This is a genomic window from Streptomyces sp. NBC_01275, from assembly GCF_026340655.1.
Lineage (GTDB): Bacteria > Actinomycetota > Actinomycetes > Streptomycetales > Streptomycetaceae > Streptomyces.
In genome coordinates, this window is record NZ_JAPEOZ010000001.1 from 453,201 (window position 1) to 469,253 (window position 16,053).

Sequence of the window (16,053 nt, forward strand, 5' to 3'; positions counted from 1 at the left end):
CCGGTCCGGAGGCCGGTCCGGAGGTCTGCCTGGGCGCTCTCATGGCAGGCCCTCCCGTTCCGCCGCGGGGCCCGAGGCCTCGGGAGCCGACTCCCCGTCCGGTACGGCGATCTCGCTCCACACCTGTTTGCCGCCGGCCACCGGCATCGAGCCGACGGAGTCCGACATCGCCTCGACCAGCAGCAGGCCGCGGCCGCCGGTGGACTCCCAGTCCACGATCACCGGCTTGGCGGGCGCGCGGGGCGAGGAGTCGCTCACGCAGACGCGCACCCGGTTCCCGCGCAGCACCAGGTCGAGGCGGACCGGGCCCTGGGTGTGGACCAGGGCGTTGGTGACGAGTTCGGACACGACGAGCAGCACCGCGTCGGCCGTCTCCTCGACCTTCCAGCGGCGCAGGATGCGGGCGGTGAAGCGGCGGGCGTGCATGACGGCGTCGGGCAGCCGCCACACCATCCAGCCGGCCCTGATCGGCCGGACCGCCATGCCGTCGTAGCGCAGGAGCAGTACCGCCACGTCGTCCTCGCGGCGGCCGACGTCGCCGAGGAGTTCGTCGGCGGTCCTGCCCAGGTCCGCCGGGTCGGCGGCGGCGAGCGCGCCTCGGGTGCGGCGCATCCCCTCGTCCAGGGGCAGGTCGGCGGCCTCGACCAGGCCGTCGGTGACCAGGGCGAGCACCGTGCCGGGGGTCAGCGCCACCGCGGTCATGGGGAAGTCCGCCTCCGCGAGGACGCCCAGCGGGGGCCCTCCCTCGACCTCCACCTCCTCGGCGGTGCCGTCGGGCCGGCGCAGCAGCGGGGCGAGGTGGCCGGCCCGGACGAACAGGGTGTTGCCCTCCTCCATGTCCAGTTCGGCGTAGCAGCAGGTCGCGAACAGATCGGTCTCCATGGCGACGAGGAGCCGGTTGGCGTGGGAGACGACCACGTCGGGCGGGTGGCCCTCCATGGCGTAGGCCCGGACCGCGGTGCGCATCTGTCCCATGATCGTCGCGGCTCCGGCGCTGTGTCCCTGCACGTCCCCGATCACCAGGGCCACCCGGTCCTCGGAGAGGGCGATGACGTCGTACCAGTCGCCGCCCACCTGCAGGCCCCGGCGGGCGGGCAGATAGCGGGCGACGGCCGTGCCCCCGGGCAGTTCGGGGAGGCGGCGCGGCAGCAGGCTGCGCTGGAGCATCGTCGCGAGCTCCTGCTCCGCGTCGTGCGCGTGGGCCCGCCGCAGGGCCTGTCCGACCAGGGCCGCGGTGGCGGTCAGCAGGGACCGCTCCTCGGGGACGAACTCGTGCGGCTGGTCCCAGCCGATCAGGCACAGCCCGGCGACCCGGCCCTTGGCGGGCAGTGGCAGCACGGCCAGTCCCCCGGCGCCGATGCCCGCGAGCCCCGGTTCGAGGGCGGCGCCGGCGGGCCACAGGTCCATCCGTCCGTCCCGCAGGGCGCTCTGCAGGGTGGGCAGCGCGCGGACGGGCGCGTCGGGCCACTCCGTACGCCACTCGGAACGCCAGATCTCCGGCCAGGCGGCGGGGTACGGCGGGTCGAGCACGCTGACCATGAGCCGGTCGTCCTGCACCTCGGCGAGCGCCACCCGGTCCGCGCCCAGCGGCTCGCGCAGGGCGGCGATCACGACCCGGCCGACGTCACGGACGGTCGCGGCGTCGTCGAGTGCGGCGGTCAGCCACTGGATCCGGGAGACGTCGTCGGCGCCGCGGCGCAGGACCGAGGTCGCCGTCACCACGCCCCGCACCTGCTCCAGCCGGTCTCCGGCGCCCGCCTCCACCCGGCAGCTCAGGCTCAGCCAGCGCATCTCGCCGGTGGGGCCGCGGACCCGGAACTCCAGGTCGCGCCGGCCGGACGTCTGGGTGGACGTCTCCAGGACCGACATCAGCGCGTGCATGTCCTCCGGGAGGGCGTGCGCGAGGAGGGTGTCGGCCTTGCCGTCGAAGTCGTCCGGTGTGATGCCGACCAGGGCGAGCAGCGTGTCGTCGGCCTCGATCAGGCCGGTGTCCGGGACCAGCACGAAGGAGCCGACGCCCAGAGCGCGCAGGGCGGGCTCGAGCAGCGCCGACGGCACGGGCGGGCTCGGCCCGGCCCCGAGCCGGTCGGCGACCGCGTCGGCGTACGACTCCAGGAAGCGGCGTTGCTCGGGCGCGAAGCCGTCCGACGACGCCCCGGTGACGAGGAGGCAGCCGAGCCGTCTGCCCTCCGTGCGCAGGGGCAGTGCGACGAGCGAGGTCCCGGGAAGGGAGGCGGGTTCGCCGGGGGCCGGCCACAGGGGCCGGTCGGTGCGGTAGGCCCGCGCCGCGGGCGAGTCGCCGGACAGCGGCAGCAGCTCGGGCGGCCCCGGCCCGGCGCGGGCGGCCCCGGCGCTGTCCAGCAGTCGAAGCTCTTCGCCCCGGGGCGCGTAGACCGCCGCCAGGTCCACTCCGGCGAATGTCAGGGCCGGAACCCCTGTGGCGGGCTGAGCCGCCAGGGGCGGCGGGCCGGTGTCCGCCGCGGCGGCCTCGGTCGCCCACAGCTGCGAGACCCCGGCCCCGGCACGGCCGTCATGAGGCATGTCCGCCACCCACCTCCCGTCCAGGTCGACGGTGCGACAGGTTGAGATCAGGGCACCCGCACACCAGAATCGCATATACGGGCCAACCGAACATATCTACCTTATTGCCATCGACCTCATGGCCCTAGACAGCAGGCGGTGTCGCACATGAAGGCCTGTATACGGGCCACGGCCGTCACCGTGACCGCGTTCTGGACGGCCGTCGCCCTCGCGGCCTGCGGGGCGGGGGCGGAGCACGACTCCGAAGGAGGGAACGGCCCGCGCATCGGCGTGCTGCTGCCGGACGCCACCACGGCCCGCTGGGAGACCCGGGACCGCCCCCTGCTCGAGAAGAAGATCAAGGAGCTGTGCGACACGTGCACGGTCGAGCACGCCAACGCCAAGGGCGACGTGGCCCTCCAGCAGGAACAGATGGACTCCATGATCACCAAGGGCGTGGACGCGATCCTGCTCGTGGCCGTCGACGGCCGGTCCCTCGGCCCCGCCGTCGCCAAGGCCCAGCAGGCGGACATCCCGGTCATCGCCTACGACCGGCTCTCCGCCGGCCCGATCTCGGGATACGTCTCCTTCGACGGGAAGGAGGTCGGCAGGCTCCAGGGCCGCGCGCTGCTGAAGGCCATGGGCGACAAGGTGCCCGGCGGCCAGATCGTCATGATGAACGGCGACCCCAGCGACCCGAACGCCGTGGCCTTCAAGGAGGGCGCGCTGTCCGTGCTCGACGGACGGGTGAAGATCGGCAAGGCGTACGACACCCTCCAGTGGCGGACGGAGACCGCGCACATGAACATGTCCGGCGCCCTCTCGGCCCTCGGCGCCGAAAGCATCGACGGGGTCTACGCGGCCAACGACGGCCTCGCCGCCGGGAGCATCTCCGCCCTCAAGGCGAACAAGGTCGACCCGCTGCCGCCCGTCACCGGGCAGGACGCCGAACTCGCGGCCCTGCGGCGCATCGTCGCCGGCGAGCAGTACATGACCGTGTCCAAGCCCTTCGGGCCCGAGGCCGCCGCCGGGGGCGCCATGGCGGTGGCCGCGGCCCGCGGGGAAGGCCTCGACGGGGTGTCCACCGGCGAGGTGCGGACCGACGACGGGAAGACGGTCCCGGCCGTTCTGCTCACCCCGGTGTCCGTGACCGCCGGCAACCTCAAGGAGACCGTGCTGAAGGAGGGCCTGTACACGGTCCAGCAGATCTGCATCCCGCAGCTGCGGACCGCCTGCGACCGGGTCGGGCTGACCTGACCGGCCGGTTCCGGCCGGGGAAGGAGATGGTTGACGTGGCGGATCCCCCGCTGCTGGCGTTGCGCGGCGTGTGCAAGCGCTTCGGCGCCGTCGAGGTCCTCACCGACATCGAGCTGGAGATCCACCCCGGTCAGGTCGTCGCTCTCCTCGGGGACAACGGGGCGGGCAAGTCCACCCTGGTCAAAGTGATCTCCGGGGTCGCCCCCGCCGACAGGGGCGTCATCGAGTGGCAGGGCCGGGCGGTCCACATCAGACGCCCGCACGACGCCCGGGACCTCGGCATCGCCACCGTCCACCAGGACTTCGCGCTGTGCGGGAACCTCGACGTCGTCGGGAACCTGTTCCTGGGGCGGGAGATCCGCCGGTACGGGTTCCTCGACGAGATGGAGATGGAGCGCCGTACCCGGCAACTGCTGGAGCGCCTGACCCGGCGGCTGCCCGAGCTGCGCGGCCCGGTCGTCTCGCTCTCCAGCGGACAGCGGCAGACGGTCGCCATCGCCCGCTCGCTCCTCGGCGACCCCAGCGTCCTCCTGCTGGACGAGCCGACCGCCGCGCTGGGGTTCGAGCAGACCACCGAGATCCTGGACCTCATCGACCAACTGCGCGACCGCGGCCTCGGGGTCCTGCTCATCAGCCACAACATGGGCGACGTGAAGGCGCTTGCGGACCGCGCCGCGGTACTGCGGCTCGGCCGCAACAACGGCTTCTTCGACGTGAACACCTCGTCCCAGGAGCAGATCATCTCCTCCATCACCGGCGCCACGGAGAACGTGCCCCGCCGGCCGGCCTCCCGGGAGGCGGGGTGGTGAAAGACATGCGCAGCACTGCGGACGACCCACGGACCGAGCGCGCCGCGGCCGACGCCGCGCCCCGCCCACCTCGCCGCGGACAGGCCGTCGCCCGTGCCGCGGAGAGCGGGATCGCCGCCTTCCGGCGCCGGCTGCGGGCCGGCGACCTGGGATCGCTCCCCGTGGTCCTCGTCCTCGCCGTCGTCTGGATCACCTTCCAGTCCCTCAACGACAACTTCCTCTCCCCCCGCAACCTGTCCAACCTCAGCGTGGACATCGTCGGCACCGGCCTGATCGCGGTCGGCATCGTCTTCGTACTGCTGCTCGGCGAGCTCGACCTGTCGGTGGGCTCGATCAGCGGACTCGCGGCGGCCGTGTTCGCCGTGCTGAACGTGAACCACGGCGTGCCGGAGTGGCTCGCCGTGATCCTCGCCGTGCTCGCGGGCACCGCAGCGGGCACCGTCCAGGGCTTCTCCATCGCCAGAACCCGGGTCCCTGCGTTCGTGGTCACCCTCGCCGGGCTGCTCACCTGGAACGGCATCATGCTGTCCATCCTCGGCAACAGCGGCACCGTCAACCTGGACGAGGACGGCCTCGTCGCCAAACTGACCAGCTACTACTTCAGCCAGGACGCCGTCGCCTACGGCCTCGCCGCGGTCGCCGCGGGTGTGGTCTTCCTGGTCTCCGACCGAGACCGACGGCGGCGCAGGGCGGTCGGCATGCCGTACCGCTCGCTCCGGGGCGTCCTCGTGCGCACGGGCATGGTCGCGGTGCTCGCGTTCACCGTCGCGTATCTGCTCAACCGGTTCCAGGGACTGCCGCTGGCCCTCCTGATCTTCCTGGTGATCGTGGCGGGCCTCGACATCGTGCTGCGCCGCACCCACTACGGGCGGCAGGTCTACGCCGTCGGCGGCAGCGTCGAGGCGGCCCGGCGCGCCAGCCTCAGCGTGCTGCGGGTGCAGACCGCGGTGCTCGCGGTGTCGGGCACCATGGCCGCGATCGGCGGCCTGTTCCTGGCCTCCCGCATCACCTCGGTGAGCCAGAGCTCGGGCTCGGGCGTCCTGCTGGTCAACGCCATCGCGGCGGCCGTCATCGGCGGCACCAGCCTGTTCGGCGGGCGCGGCACGACCTGGTCCGCGGTGCTGGGCATGCTGGTCATCCAGTCGATCGCCTCCGGCATGGCGATCACGGACACCCCCACCGCCCTCCAGTTCGTGATCACGGGCGGGGTGCTCTTCGCGGCGGTGGTCATCGACTCCCTGTCCCGCCGCTCGCAGGAGGCACACGGGCGGGCCTGACCCGGATTCCGGGGGGGCGGGAGACGGCTGTGCCGGTGCGCGGGGTCAGGCGTCGGTCCGACGGCCTTCGGCGGCCTTCCGGATCGCCTCGCGGATGCGGGAGTACGTGCCGCAGCGGCAGACGTTCTCGATGCGGTCGATGTCGTCGTCCGTGGGCCGGGGCGTCTTCTCCAGCAGGGCCGCCGCGGCCATGATCTGGCCCGGCTGGCAGAAGCCGCACTGCGCCACGTCGCAGTCGAGCCAGGCCTGCTGGACGGGGTGCAGGGTGTCGCCGTCGGCCAGGCCCTCGATGGTGGTGACCGCGCGACCCACGCAGTCGGCGACCGGGACGACGCAGGGCTGGATCTCCGCGCCGTCGAGATGGCTGGTGCAGGCCCGGCAGACGCCCACGCCACAGCCGTACTTGGGGCCGGTGACGTGCAGCAGATCGCGCAGCACCCACAGCAGCGGCATGTCGGCGGGCGCCTCGACGGTGACCGGCTTCCCGTTGAGGACGAAGGAGTAGGACGGCATCAGCACCTTCTCGGACGGTGATCGGAGGGTGATCGGACGGTGATCGGCAGTCGGACCCGGACAGTGATCGGCAGTCGGACCCGGACAGTGATCGGCAGTCGGACCCGGACGGTGATCGCAGTCGGACCCGGACTGCTGATCAGGACTCGGTCCCGGACACTTGATCAGAAGTCGATCGGGAAACGGCGGGGCTTGGTGCCGGTCGCGCGGGCGTAGGCGTTCGCCACGGCGCCGGCCGCGGCCGGCACGCCGAGTTCGCCGGCCCCGCCGGGCTCCCGCCGCGACGGCATGATGTGCGCCTCGAAGCGCAGCGGGGCGTGCCGCTGACGGGCGTAGCGGAAGTCGGCGAAGCTGCCCTCGCGCACCGCGCCCCGGTCGATGTGCAGTCCTGCCTGGAGCACGGTGGAGATGCCGTCGACGCAGGCGCCCATCAGCTGGGCCTCCAGTCCGCGCGGGTTGACGGCCGTTCCCACGTCGGCCGCCATCACCACCCGGGTCACCCGGGGCTTGTTCGGGTCGGCGGCGTCGATCTCGACCAGACAGGCCACACAGGAGCCGTACTCCTCGTGGACGGCCACCCCCTGTCCGTGGCCGGGCGGCAGGGACCGGCCCCAGGCCCCGGCGGTCGCGACCTTGTCGAGCACGGCCTTGACGGTCTTGTTCCTGAGCGTGCCGCGTCGGAAGGCCACCGGGTCCTGGCCCAGGCTCGCGGCGACCTCGTCGACGACGATCTCCTCCGCGGTGCGCATCGTGCCGGAGTCCACCGACCGCCAGGCGCCCAGGGGCATCGCCAGCTCCACGGAGCCCGAATCCCCCGACAGGCGGCCGAAGTCGTAGAGGCCGCTGTCGCTGGGCAGCGGGCCTGCGGCGCGGACGACGGCCGGTTTCACCCCGCCCAGGCCGGACAGCCCCTGCTCGTAGGCCTCGCTCACCGAGGCCATCGCGTGGCCGAAGGCCACCACCCTGCCCCGGGCGTGGCTGGCCCGGATCCGGTGGTGGGAGGCGCCGCGCATCCTGCCGTGCCGGAGGTCGTCGGCGCGGCTCCACATCAGCTTCACCGGCCGCCGTGCCGCCTTCGAGATCAGCGCCGCCTCGATCGCGGCGTCGTAGTTCAGCCGCCGTCCGAACGAGCCGCCGCCCCGCACCACATGGACCCGGACCTTGGACACGGGCAGTCCGATCGTCGAGGCGATGCTCTCCCGCGCGTCCATCGGCGTCTGGGAGGAGAACCAGATCTCGGCGCGGTCGGCGCGTACGTCCGCCACCGCGGTCAGCACCTCCATCGGGGCGTGGCTGACGAACGCGAACGCGAACTCGCCCTCCACCTGGGCCGATCCGCTCGGTGCGGCGCCGAGCGCGGGGACGGCGGCCCGCAGCCGGGACCGGATGGCGGCGTCGGACAACGCCGCCAGCGGTCCCGGCGCCCACGTGACGCGCAGGGCGTCACGGGCCTTGAAGGCGTGGTGGAAGGTCTCCGCCACCACGGCCACCCCGCCGGGGATCCTGACCACCGCGTGGACCCCGGGCAGGGCGCGGGCCGCCCGGTCGTCGACCGAGACGAGCTTCCCGCCGAGCGTGGGCGGCCGGGCCACCACCGTCGGCTTGGCCCCGGCGACGGTCAGGTCCCCGGCGTACTGCGCCTTGCCGGTGACGATGTCCCGTGCGTCGATCCGCCCGGTCGGCCGGCCGATCACCCTGTGCCGGGACGCGGGCTTGGGCTTGCTCGACACGGCGGTCCTGCGGATCTTGGCGGCGGCCGCCGTCAGCGACCCGAAGGTCGCCGTACGACCGTCGAGGGCGACCACCCTGGTGTCCTGGATCCGCAGGGTCCAGGCGGGCACGTGCCAGCGCCGGGCCGCCGCGGTCACCAGACGGGCCCGGGCGGTGGCGGCGAGCGCGCGGGCGGGACCGTACAGCGAACTGACGGAGTTCGAGCCGCCGGTGTACTGGTTGCCCTGGGTGCGGGCCTGCGCGAGCGGGATGTCGACGTCGGCCAGCCGGGCGTCCAGCTCCTCGGCGATCATCATGGCGACCGCGGTCGTGATGCCCTGCCCGACCTCGACGCGCGGCAGCCGTACGACGATCCGGTTGGCCGCGGTGACCTCCAGGACCAGCATCTCCTCGTCGGCGCCGGTGACCAGGACCCCGCCGGACGCCCCCTGGACGTCCGGCGCGGTGGGCTCGACACCGTGCGCCGACGGCGCGTCGCAGCCGAGGGGCGCGGCGACGGTCAGGGTGGACGCCGCGAGCGAGTGGACCATGAACTTCCGGCGCGACAGCTGACGGGCCAACGGACGCTCCTCTCCGTGTGTCCGGGCGGGTTCCCCTGGTATGAGGGTCCGACGGGTCACAAGGTTGCGTGGAACGGCCGAGCCGCCGGGATGTGCGCCCAGCGGCGTCCCGGACCTCGCCGATCCAGAGCGTCGGCCGCCGGCGGGTCTAACCGAGCGTCGGCGCGACCACGCCTCCCAGGCTCTCGGTGATGTCCCTGGTCGCCGCGATGAGCAGGCCGCCGATCTCGGGCAGGCGGTCGCGGGTCACCCGGGAGGCCGGGCCGGAGATGCTGACGGCCGTGGTGACGGCGCCGCTGTGGTCGTGGATGGGCGCGGCGACGCAGCGGATGTCCTGCTCGTTCTCCACGTCGTCGACGGCGTAGCCGCGCTCCCGGATGAGCGCGAGCTCCTCGCGCAGCCGCTCGGGGGAGGTGATGGTGGCCGGGGTGCGGGCGGGCAGGCCCGCCGCGATCACCTGGTCGACGACGTCGACGTCGGCATGGGCGAGGAAGACTTTGCCGGTGGCCGTGCAGTAGGCGGGCAGCCGGCCGCCGATGCGGGAGTGCATCCGGACCGCCCGGGGGCTCTCGACCTTGTCGATGTAGACGATCTCCGGGAAGTCGAAGGTCACGAGGTGGATGGTCTCCCCGCTCTGCTCGGCGAGCCGGTGCAGCACCGGGGAGGTGATCTGCCGGGTGTCGCGCCGCTCCAGGTAGGCCTGGCCGAGCAGCGCGTTCTGCGGGCCCAGGCGGTATCGGCCCGACTCGGGGTCCTGGTCCACCAGCCGTACCTCGCGCAGCGGCGCGACCAGCCGCAGCACGGTGGACTTGCTCAGGTCGAGCCCGGCGGCGAGGTCGGTCAGCGTGACGCCGTGCGGGTGGCCTCGGTCCTCGGCGAGGTACATGAGGATGCCGAGTGCGCGGCGCAGGGAGGACGAGGCGTTGCGACGGGCGGCGGGCGCGTCGACCGCCGGGGCGTCGGGGGTGTCAGTCACGCAGGCATCCTAGCGTGCTGCATAGCAAAACTGTATGTCACATATTGAAATCGCCCATTGACGGCCCCAAATCCCCGGGGCTAACTTCTGCGCAACGTCACGCGGAATTCGGAATGACGTTTTGCATTGCAGAACACCTTTGCGGAACCGTCGTGCGGACCCCCCGCGCGAACCCCTCGCACAGAACCCCCGCACAGAACCCCTCGCGCAGAACCCCTTTGGCGACCGTCGGCGTTCGCCCCCTCCTCCCGGAAGGGAACCCCCGTGAGCAGACTTCGTCACCGTACTCGCCCACTGATGCTGATTTGTGCCGGTGTGACCAGTGCCGCACTCCTCACCGCGTGCAGTTCCGCCGCCGGTTCCACCGGCGGCGGCGCCCAGTCCTCGACGCTCCAGACCGTCATCAAGCGCGGCACCCTGAACATCGCCAGCTGTCTGACGTTCCCGCCGTTCGGCTCGCTCAGCAAGGACAACAAGCCGCAGGGCTTCGACGTGGACGTCGCCACCGCCATGGCCACGGCGCTCGGCGTCAAGGTCAAGATCGTGGACACGACCTCCGCCAACCGCATCCCGAACCTGCAGACCAAGAAGGTCGACGCGGTGGTGTGCAACTTCACCACCACCCCCGAGCGCGCCAAGCAGGTCTCCTTCAGCGACCCCTACATCGTCGCGGGCGAGGTGATGCTGGTGAAGAAGTCCAGCGGCATCGCCACCCTCAAGGACCTCACGGGCAAGACGGTCGCCGTCACCAAGGGCTCCACCAACGGCGACGCCGTCAAGGCCGGCAACCCCCAGGCCAAGATCCAGGAGTACGACACCTCGGCCGCCGCCGTCCTCGCGGTCAAGCAGGGACAGGCCGACGCCATGGTCGAGGACTCCAACTTCCTCAACTACCAGGCCAAGCAGGACTCCTCCCTCAAGGTCACCAAGGACTCCGTGGTGCCGCTGGAGTACAACGGCATCGGCGTGCCGCTGGGCGACGCGACCTGGCTGCAGTGGGTCGACACCTGGCTGCGGGACTTCAACACCTCGGGACAGGCCGACGCCCTCTACAAGAAGTGGTTCGGCGTCGACCGCGTCTTCCCGCTCAACCCGTCCTACTGAGTCACCCGAGTCCCGTCGGGGGGCGGCCGGCCCCGGTCGCCGCCCCCGGGAAGGAGCCCCATGCTCAGCGACTGGACCTATGCGCTCCAGGACTGGACGACGTACGTCGACGCGGCCTGGCTGTCCCTGAGGCTGTCGCTCGCCGCCTTCGCCCTCGCCTTCGCCCTCGGTCTGCTCGGCGCCCTCGCCCGCCGGTCCCGGTACGGCGTCCTGCGCGCACCGGCCGCCGTCTACGTCGAGGTCGTCCGCAACACCCCCGTCCTGCTGCAGATGTTCGTCGCCTACTTCGCCCTGCCGTCGGCGGGCGTCCGGCTGAGCCCCGTCCAGGCCGGCGTCCTCGCGCTCGGCGTCAACGTGGGCGCGTACCTCACCGAGATCTTCCGGGCCGGAATCCAGGCCGTGCCCCGCGGCCAGGTCGAGGCGGCCCGGGTGCTGGCGCTCGGCCCGGTCCGCACCTTCGCCCACGTGGTGCTCCCGCAGGCCCTGCGCAACGTCTACCCGGCCGTGGTCAACCAGCTCGTCCAGATCATCCTGGGCTCGTCGCTGCTGTCCGCCGTCTCCGTGCCCGAACTCACCGGCACGGCCATGGTCGTCAACTCCCGCACCCTGCTGACCGTCCAGGTCTTCGGCATCGCCGCGGCCCTCTATCTGATCCTCACCAACCTGGTGGCGCTGGCGGCCGGGCTGATCGGCCGGGCGGTCTTCAAACCGCCGCTGCCCACGACCGTGCGGACGCGGCCGCTCGACGCCGTACGCCGGCTGCTCCCCGCCCGACTGCTTCCCGCCCGTCCCCGTCCCGTCCGTAAGGAGGCGTGAGCATGGACTGGTCGGTCATCTGGTCGAACCGTCAGCTGTTCACCGACGGGCTGTGGGCCACCGTGCTGCTGTCCCTCGCCGCCATCGCCACCGGCACCCTCACCGGGCTCCTCGTCGCCGCCGTGCGCACCAGCCGCGTCCCGGTGCTGGCCCAGCTCGCCCGCATCTATCTGGAGGTCTTCCGCGGGACTCCGCTGCTGATCCAGATGCTGTTCCTGTACTTCGGCGCGGCCTATCTGAACCTCGCCGGGATCACCGTCTTCGGCGCGGCGCTGCTCGCGCTGACCCTGTATCAGGGGGCCTACATCGCGGAGATCTTCCGGGCCGGCATCGAGGCCGTGCCCCGGGGGCAGGGGGAGGCGGCGCGGGTCCTCGGTCTCACCCGGGTGCAGACCTTCACGACCGTGATCCTGCCCCAGACCCGGGCGATCGTCCTTCCGCCGCTGGTCGGCCAGTACCTCTCACTGATCAAGGACACCTCGATCGCCGTCGTGATCGGCTACGCCGAGCTGCTGCGCCAGGGGCAGGCCGTCATCGACCGCGCGGGCGACCCGGCCACCACCTATCTCGCCGTGGCCGTCCTGTACTTCGTCATCTGCTACCCGCTGTCGCTCGTCGTGCGGCGGATGGAACGAAAGGCTGTCACCGCATGACGACCACCGAGATGCAGAAGGCGGCCGTCGCCGCCCGGATCTCGCTCTCCGGCGTGCACAAGCGCTTCGGCGCGCTGGACGTTCTCAAGGGCGTCGACATCGACGTCGAGCCGGGCGAGGTCGTCGTCCTCATCGGGGCCAGCGGCTCCGGCAAGAGCACCCTGCTGCGGATCATGTGCGACCTGGAGCGGGCCGACAGCGGCGAGGTGTGGGTGAACGGCGTGCCGCTGCACGACCGCAAGCGGGCGCCCGAGATCTTCGGCCATGTCGGCATGGTCTTCCAGCAGTTCAACCTCTTCCCGCACAAGACCGCGCTCGGCAACGTCACCCTCGCCCTGCTCAAGGTCAGAAAGCTGACCCGGTCCGAGGCGGCGGAGCGCGGGCGCGCCGCGCTGGACCGGGTCGGGCTCGCCGACAAGGCCGACGCCTACCCCGCGCAGCTCTCCGGCGGCCAGCAGCAGCGGGTCGCGATCGCCCGGGCGCTCGCCATGGACCCCGCCATCATGTTCTTCGACGAGCCGACCTCCGCCCTCGACCCAGAGCTGGTCGGGGAGGTGACCGGTGTCATGCGCTCCCTCGCCGAGGACGGCATGACCATGGTCGTCGTCACCCACGAGATGCGCTTCGCGAAGGACACCGCCGACCGGGTCGTCTTCATGGACGGCGGCGTCGTCCTCGAACAGGGCCCGCCGCAGCAGGTGTTCGGCAGCCCGTCCGAGGCGCGCACCCAGCAGTTCCTGCACCGGGTGCTGGACACGTGAGCGGCCCCGCCGTGGTGTGCATCGGCGAGACGATGGCCGTGCTCAGCCCGACGGACACGGCCCCGCTGGCCCGCCAGACGACGCTGGCCCTGACCGTGGGCGGCGCGGAGTCCAACGTGGCCTGCGGGCTGGCCGCCCTCGGGCACCGAGTGGCGTGGCTGAGCCGGGTCGGCGACGATCCGCTCGGGCGACGCGTCCTGGACGAGCTGACGGCCCACGGCGTGGACGTGTCGGGGGTGGCGGTCGACCCCGGGCGGCCCACCGGCGTGTACTTCAAGGATCCCGGCCCCGAGCGCACCGGCGCCTACTACTACCGCCGGGACTCCGCGGCCACCCTCATGGGCCCGGAGCTGGCGGGCCTGCCGTTCCTGCGGTCGGCCCGGGTGGTGCACCTGTCCGGCATCACCCCGGCCCTGTCGGACAGGTGCGCCGACCTGGTCGCCGAGATCGTCGCCCGGCGGGCCGTGCCGGGTCCGATGGTCTCCTTCGACGTCAACCACCGCCCCGCCCTGTGGCGCCACCGCCCCGCCGAGGCCGCGCCCGTGCTGCTGGAACTGGCCCGCGGCGCCGACGTCGTCTTCGTCGGCCGGGACGAGGCCGAGACGCTGTGGGGCGCCGGCAAGGCCGAGGAGATCCGCGACCTGCTGCGCCCCGCCTCCCTCGTCGTCGTCAAGGACGCGGCGCACGGAGCGACGTCGTACGCGCGGGACGGCGAGGAGACCTTCGTCCCCACGCCCGCGTCCCGCGTCGTCGAACGGATCGGCGCCGGCGACGCCTTCGCCGCCGGCTACCTGGCCGCCCTGCTCGAAGACCGCGACGCCATACAGCGGCTGCGGCTGGGCCACCTCATGGCCGCCGCGTCGCTGCGCACCCACGGCGACGTCCCCGCCGTCCCACCGCGCCGCGAACTCGACCGTCACCTGGCCCTCGCCCACGGGGACTGGTCCGCACTCCGCCTGCCCTGAGATCCGCCCGGCCGTGGTGTCTGGCGGGCAGGTCAGCGCCCCGGCACCGATCCCAGTCCGAGTTCCCGCTCGCCGAGGGGAGCGAAGAAGCGCTCGACGTCGGCGTCGGCGACCTCGGCGAGGGTGGCCGGCGACCAGTGCGGGTCGCGGTCCTTGTCGATGATCTGGGCGCGGATGCCCTCCACCAGGTCGGGGGCGTCCAGGGCCGCGCACGAGACCCGGTACTCCTGGTCCAGGACCCGTTCCAGCGAGCCCAGTCGCCGGGCGCGGCGCATGGCGGCCAGGGTGACCTTCAGCGTGGTGGGCGACTTGGCGAACAGGGTCTCCGCCGCCTCCTTCGCGGCCGGGTCGCCGTGGGCGAGCAGCCGCTGGACGATCTCCTCGACCGTGCCGACGGCGTAGCAGGCGTCGATCCACTCCCGCTGCCCGGCCAACTCCCCCTGGGGCACGGGCTGTACATGCCGGGCGAGCGCCTCCCGGACGGGCAGCTCGGCGAGGTCGTCGAGGAACGGCCGCAGCGCGGCGGAGGGTACGTAGTGGTCGGCGAGCCCGGTCAGCAGGGCGTCGCCGGCGCCGATCTGCGCGCCCGTCAGCGCGAGGTGGGTGCCCAGTTCGCCCGGGGCGCGGGCGAGGAGGTGGGTGCCGCCGACGTCGGGGACGAAGCCGATGCCGGTCTCGGGCATGGCTATCCGCGACCGCTCGGTGACGATCCGGACGCCGCCGTGCGCGGAGAGGCCGACGCCGCCGCCCATGACGATCCCGTCCATGACGGCGACGTACGGCTTGGGATAGCGGGCGATGCGGGCGTTGAGCCGGTACTCGTCGCGCCAGAAGGCGGCCGAGGCGGTGCCGTCGCCGTCGCGGGCGTCGTCGTGGACGGCCCGGATGTCGCCGCCCGCGCACAGTCCGCGCTCCCCCGCGCCGGTGATCACGACGGTCTCCACAGCCGGGTCGTGCTCCCAGGCGGCGAGGGCCGCGTCGAGGGAGCGCACCATGGCGTGGTTCAGGGCGTTGAGGGCCTTGGGCCGGTTGAGCGTGAGCCGGGCGGCCCGCCCGGTGATGTGCAGCAGGACGGAGGCTTCGGTGGGCGGCGGGACATGCGGCCCGGCGCCGGTCATCCGAGTGCCTCCGTCAGGCCGCGGGCCACGATGACGTGCATGATCTCGTCGGTTCCTTCCAGGATCTGGTGGACTCGACGGTATCCGGTCAGCCGGGCTCGGACGCGGCCGCGTACTCGGCATGTGCCGGGCGCCCCGACTCGCGGCCCGGGAGGCCGCACCCGGTTGCCGGTCAGCCCCGGACGCGCACCGGCTTCCCCCCGGCCACGCGCGTATGCGGTTGTCGTGCTGTACGCGGTGACGCACTTCCGTACGCCGTCGCCGGCCGGTCGTCGGCCGACCGCCGCCTCGGCCGGGTCGGCCGCCGCGGCCGTGCACCACGTGAGCCGGGCGTCGCGGTGGGGGCGGGCCAGGGCTCGCGCGAGGTCGGGGTTGAACTCGACGGCGACGAGGCGCGTGCCGGAACCCATGAGGCGCAGGATCGCTTCGGTGAACACACCGGCGCCGGGCCCCAGTTCTGTTCGAGGAAGGCGAGCGGCGGGCGGCGGTAACCGTCGCCGTCGCCGTCGCCGTCGCCGTCGAGCAGGATGCACGGCTTGCTGTGCAGGCGCGGCTGCGACCAGGTCAGGACCCACGAGGCGGAGCCCTGCCTGGGCGACGGCCCGGCCGGGTTCGGTCGCGGCTCGCAGATGGGTGATGGCGTGCGGGTCGTAGCGGCGCTTGGCGGCGGCCGTCGACTCCCACCGGGCGCCGTAGTGGGCCCGCCAGTCCGCGCGCGACATGGGCAGGGCGTTGAGGGGGTAGGCGACCGCTCCGCTCGCCCACCGCACGGCTCGGCCGACTGACGCGCCGTCACCCGACCGCCGCCGCCCGGACTCCACCACCGGAGCCCGCCGACCGCCGCGCACCGCGCACCGGCGGGTTAGCCCATTCGCTGCCGTCAGTGATCATCCGTCTCTGCCCGGCCTCCGCTCCGACGACCTGCGCAAACGCTGCCGCGCGAGCGGTCCCTGCGGCTGCCCGGGTGACGCGGGCGCCGAGGCGTCGGGTTGC

General features: G+C 72.9%; 13 protein-coding genes and 1 pseudogene. 8 read left to right on the top strand and 6 right to left on the bottom strand.

Annotated elements, in window-relative coordinates; genetic code table 11:
- Nucleotides 1-39: 39 nt before the first annotated feature.
- Nucleotides 40-2,541 (bottom strand): SpoIIE family protein phosphatase, encoded by a 2,502-nt coding sequence (locus OG562_RS01960; RefSeq protein ID WP_266392872.1) that lies wholly within the window; start codon nt 2,539-2,541, stop codon nt 40-42.
- A gap of 147 nt (nt 2,542-2,688) precedes the next feature.
- On the opposite strand from OG562_RS01960, the gene OG562_RS01965 reads away from it, so the two are divergent.
- From OG562_RS01965 to OG562_RS01975, 3 genes are read left to right on the top strand one after another with little or no spacing between them, the layout of a single operon-like run.
- The gene (locus OG562_RS01965) at nt 2,689-3,777 is read left to right on the top strand and encodes a sugar ABC transporter substrate-binding protein (protein ID WP_266408948.1); all 1,089 of its coding nucleotides are present in this window, start codon (nt 2,689-2,691) and stop codon (nt 3,775-3,777) included.
- Nucleotides 3,778-3,803: 26 nt separating this feature from the next.
- Complete coding sequence (locus OG562_RS01970) at nt 3,804-4,586, top strand: ATP-binding cassette domain-containing protein (RefSeq protein WP_266392875.1); 783 nt, start codon at nt 3,804-3,806, stop codon at nt 4,584-4,586.
- Nucleotides 4,587-4,591: 5 nt separating this feature from the next.
- A complete protein-coding gene (locus tag OG562_RS01975) occupies nt 4,592-5,863 on the top strand; it encodes a sugar ABC transporter permease (protein WP_266392878.1) in 1,272 nt (423 codons plus the stop codon).
- Between the two features lie 45 nt (nt 5,864-5,908).
- Here OG562_RS01975 and OG562_RS01980 read toward each other — a convergent pair whose 3' ends face one another.
- From OG562_RS01980 to OG562_RS01990, 3 genes are all read right to left on the bottom strand, one after another.
- Nucleotides 5,909-6,376, bottom strand: a complete 468-nt coding sequence (locus OG562_RS01980; protein WP_266392880.1) for a (2Fe-2S)-binding protein — start codon at nt 6,374-6,376, stop codon at nt 5,909-5,911.
- A 164-nt stretch (nt 6,377-6,540) separates the two neighbouring features.
- Nucleotides 6,541-8,637: a xanthine dehydrogenase family protein molybdopterin-binding subunit gene (locus OG562_RS01985; protein WP_266408950.1), complete on the bottom strand. Its 2,097-nt coding sequence runs from the start codon at nt 8,635-8,637 to the stop codon at nt 6,541-6,543.
- Nucleotides 8,638-8,815: 178 nt separating this feature from the next.
- On the bottom strand, nt 8,816-9,643 hold the full coding sequence (locus OG562_RS01990) for an IclR family transcriptional regulator (RefSeq protein ID WP_266392882.1): 828 nt from the start codon (nt 9,641-9,643) through the stop codon (nt 8,816-8,818).
- Nucleotides 9,644-9,958: 315 nt separating this feature from the next.
- Between OG562_RS01990 and OG562_RS01995 the strand changes: the two genes are divergently transcribed.
- Genes OG562_RS01995 through OG562_RS02015 form a run of 5 tightly spaced genes read left to right on the top strand, consistent with a single transcriptional unit; the run spans nt 9,959 to nt 13,942 of the window.
- A complete protein-coding gene (locus OG562_RS01995; protein ID WP_266392884.1) occupies nt 9,959-10,747 on the top strand; it encodes a transporter substrate-binding domain-containing protein in 789 nt (262 codons plus the stop codon).
- Nucleotides 10,748-10,807: 60 nt separating this feature from the next.
- Entirely contained in the window at nt 10,808-11,563 is a 756-nt protein-coding gene (locus tag OG562_RS02000) for an amino acid ABC transporter permease (protein WP_266392888.1), read from the top strand.
- Nucleotides 11,564-11,565: 2 nt separating this feature from the next.
- Entirely contained in the window at nt 11,566-12,216 is a 651-nt protein-coding gene (locus OG562_RS02005) for an amino acid ABC transporter permease (protein WP_266392891.1), read from the top strand.
- A complete protein-coding gene (locus OG562_RS02010) occupies nt 12,213-12,977 on the top strand; it encodes an amino acid ABC transporter ATP-binding protein (protein WP_323187465.1) in 765 nt (254 codons plus the stop codon). The genes OG562_RS02005 and OG562_RS02010 overlap by 4 nt, the downstream gene beginning before the upstream one ends.
- Complete coding sequence (locus OG562_RS02015; RefSeq protein ID WP_266392900.1) at nt 12,974-13,942, top strand: sugar kinase; 969 nt, start codon at nt 12,974-12,976, stop codon at nt 13,940-13,942. The genes OG562_RS02010 and OG562_RS02015 overlap by 4 nt, the downstream gene beginning before the upstream one ends.
- Before the next feature lie 32 nt (nt 13,943-13,974).
- Here the strand turns inward: OG562_RS02015 and OG562_RS02020 are convergent, their stop codons facing one another.
- Together OG562_RS02020 and OG562_RS02025 are read right to left on the bottom strand one after the other, a co-directional pair.
- Complete coding sequence (locus OG562_RS02020; RefSeq protein WP_266392903.1) at nt 13,975-15,060, bottom strand: enoyl-CoA hydratase/isomerase family protein; 1,086 nt, start codon at nt 15,058-15,060, stop codon at nt 13,975-13,977.
- A 647-nt stretch (nt 15,061-15,707) separates the two neighbouring features.
- Nucleotides 15,708-15,782 (bottom strand): annotated as a pseudogene (locus OG562_RS02025) (hypothetical protein); the annotation flags it as partial.
- Between the last annotated feature and the right edge of the window lie 271 nt (nt 15,783-16,053).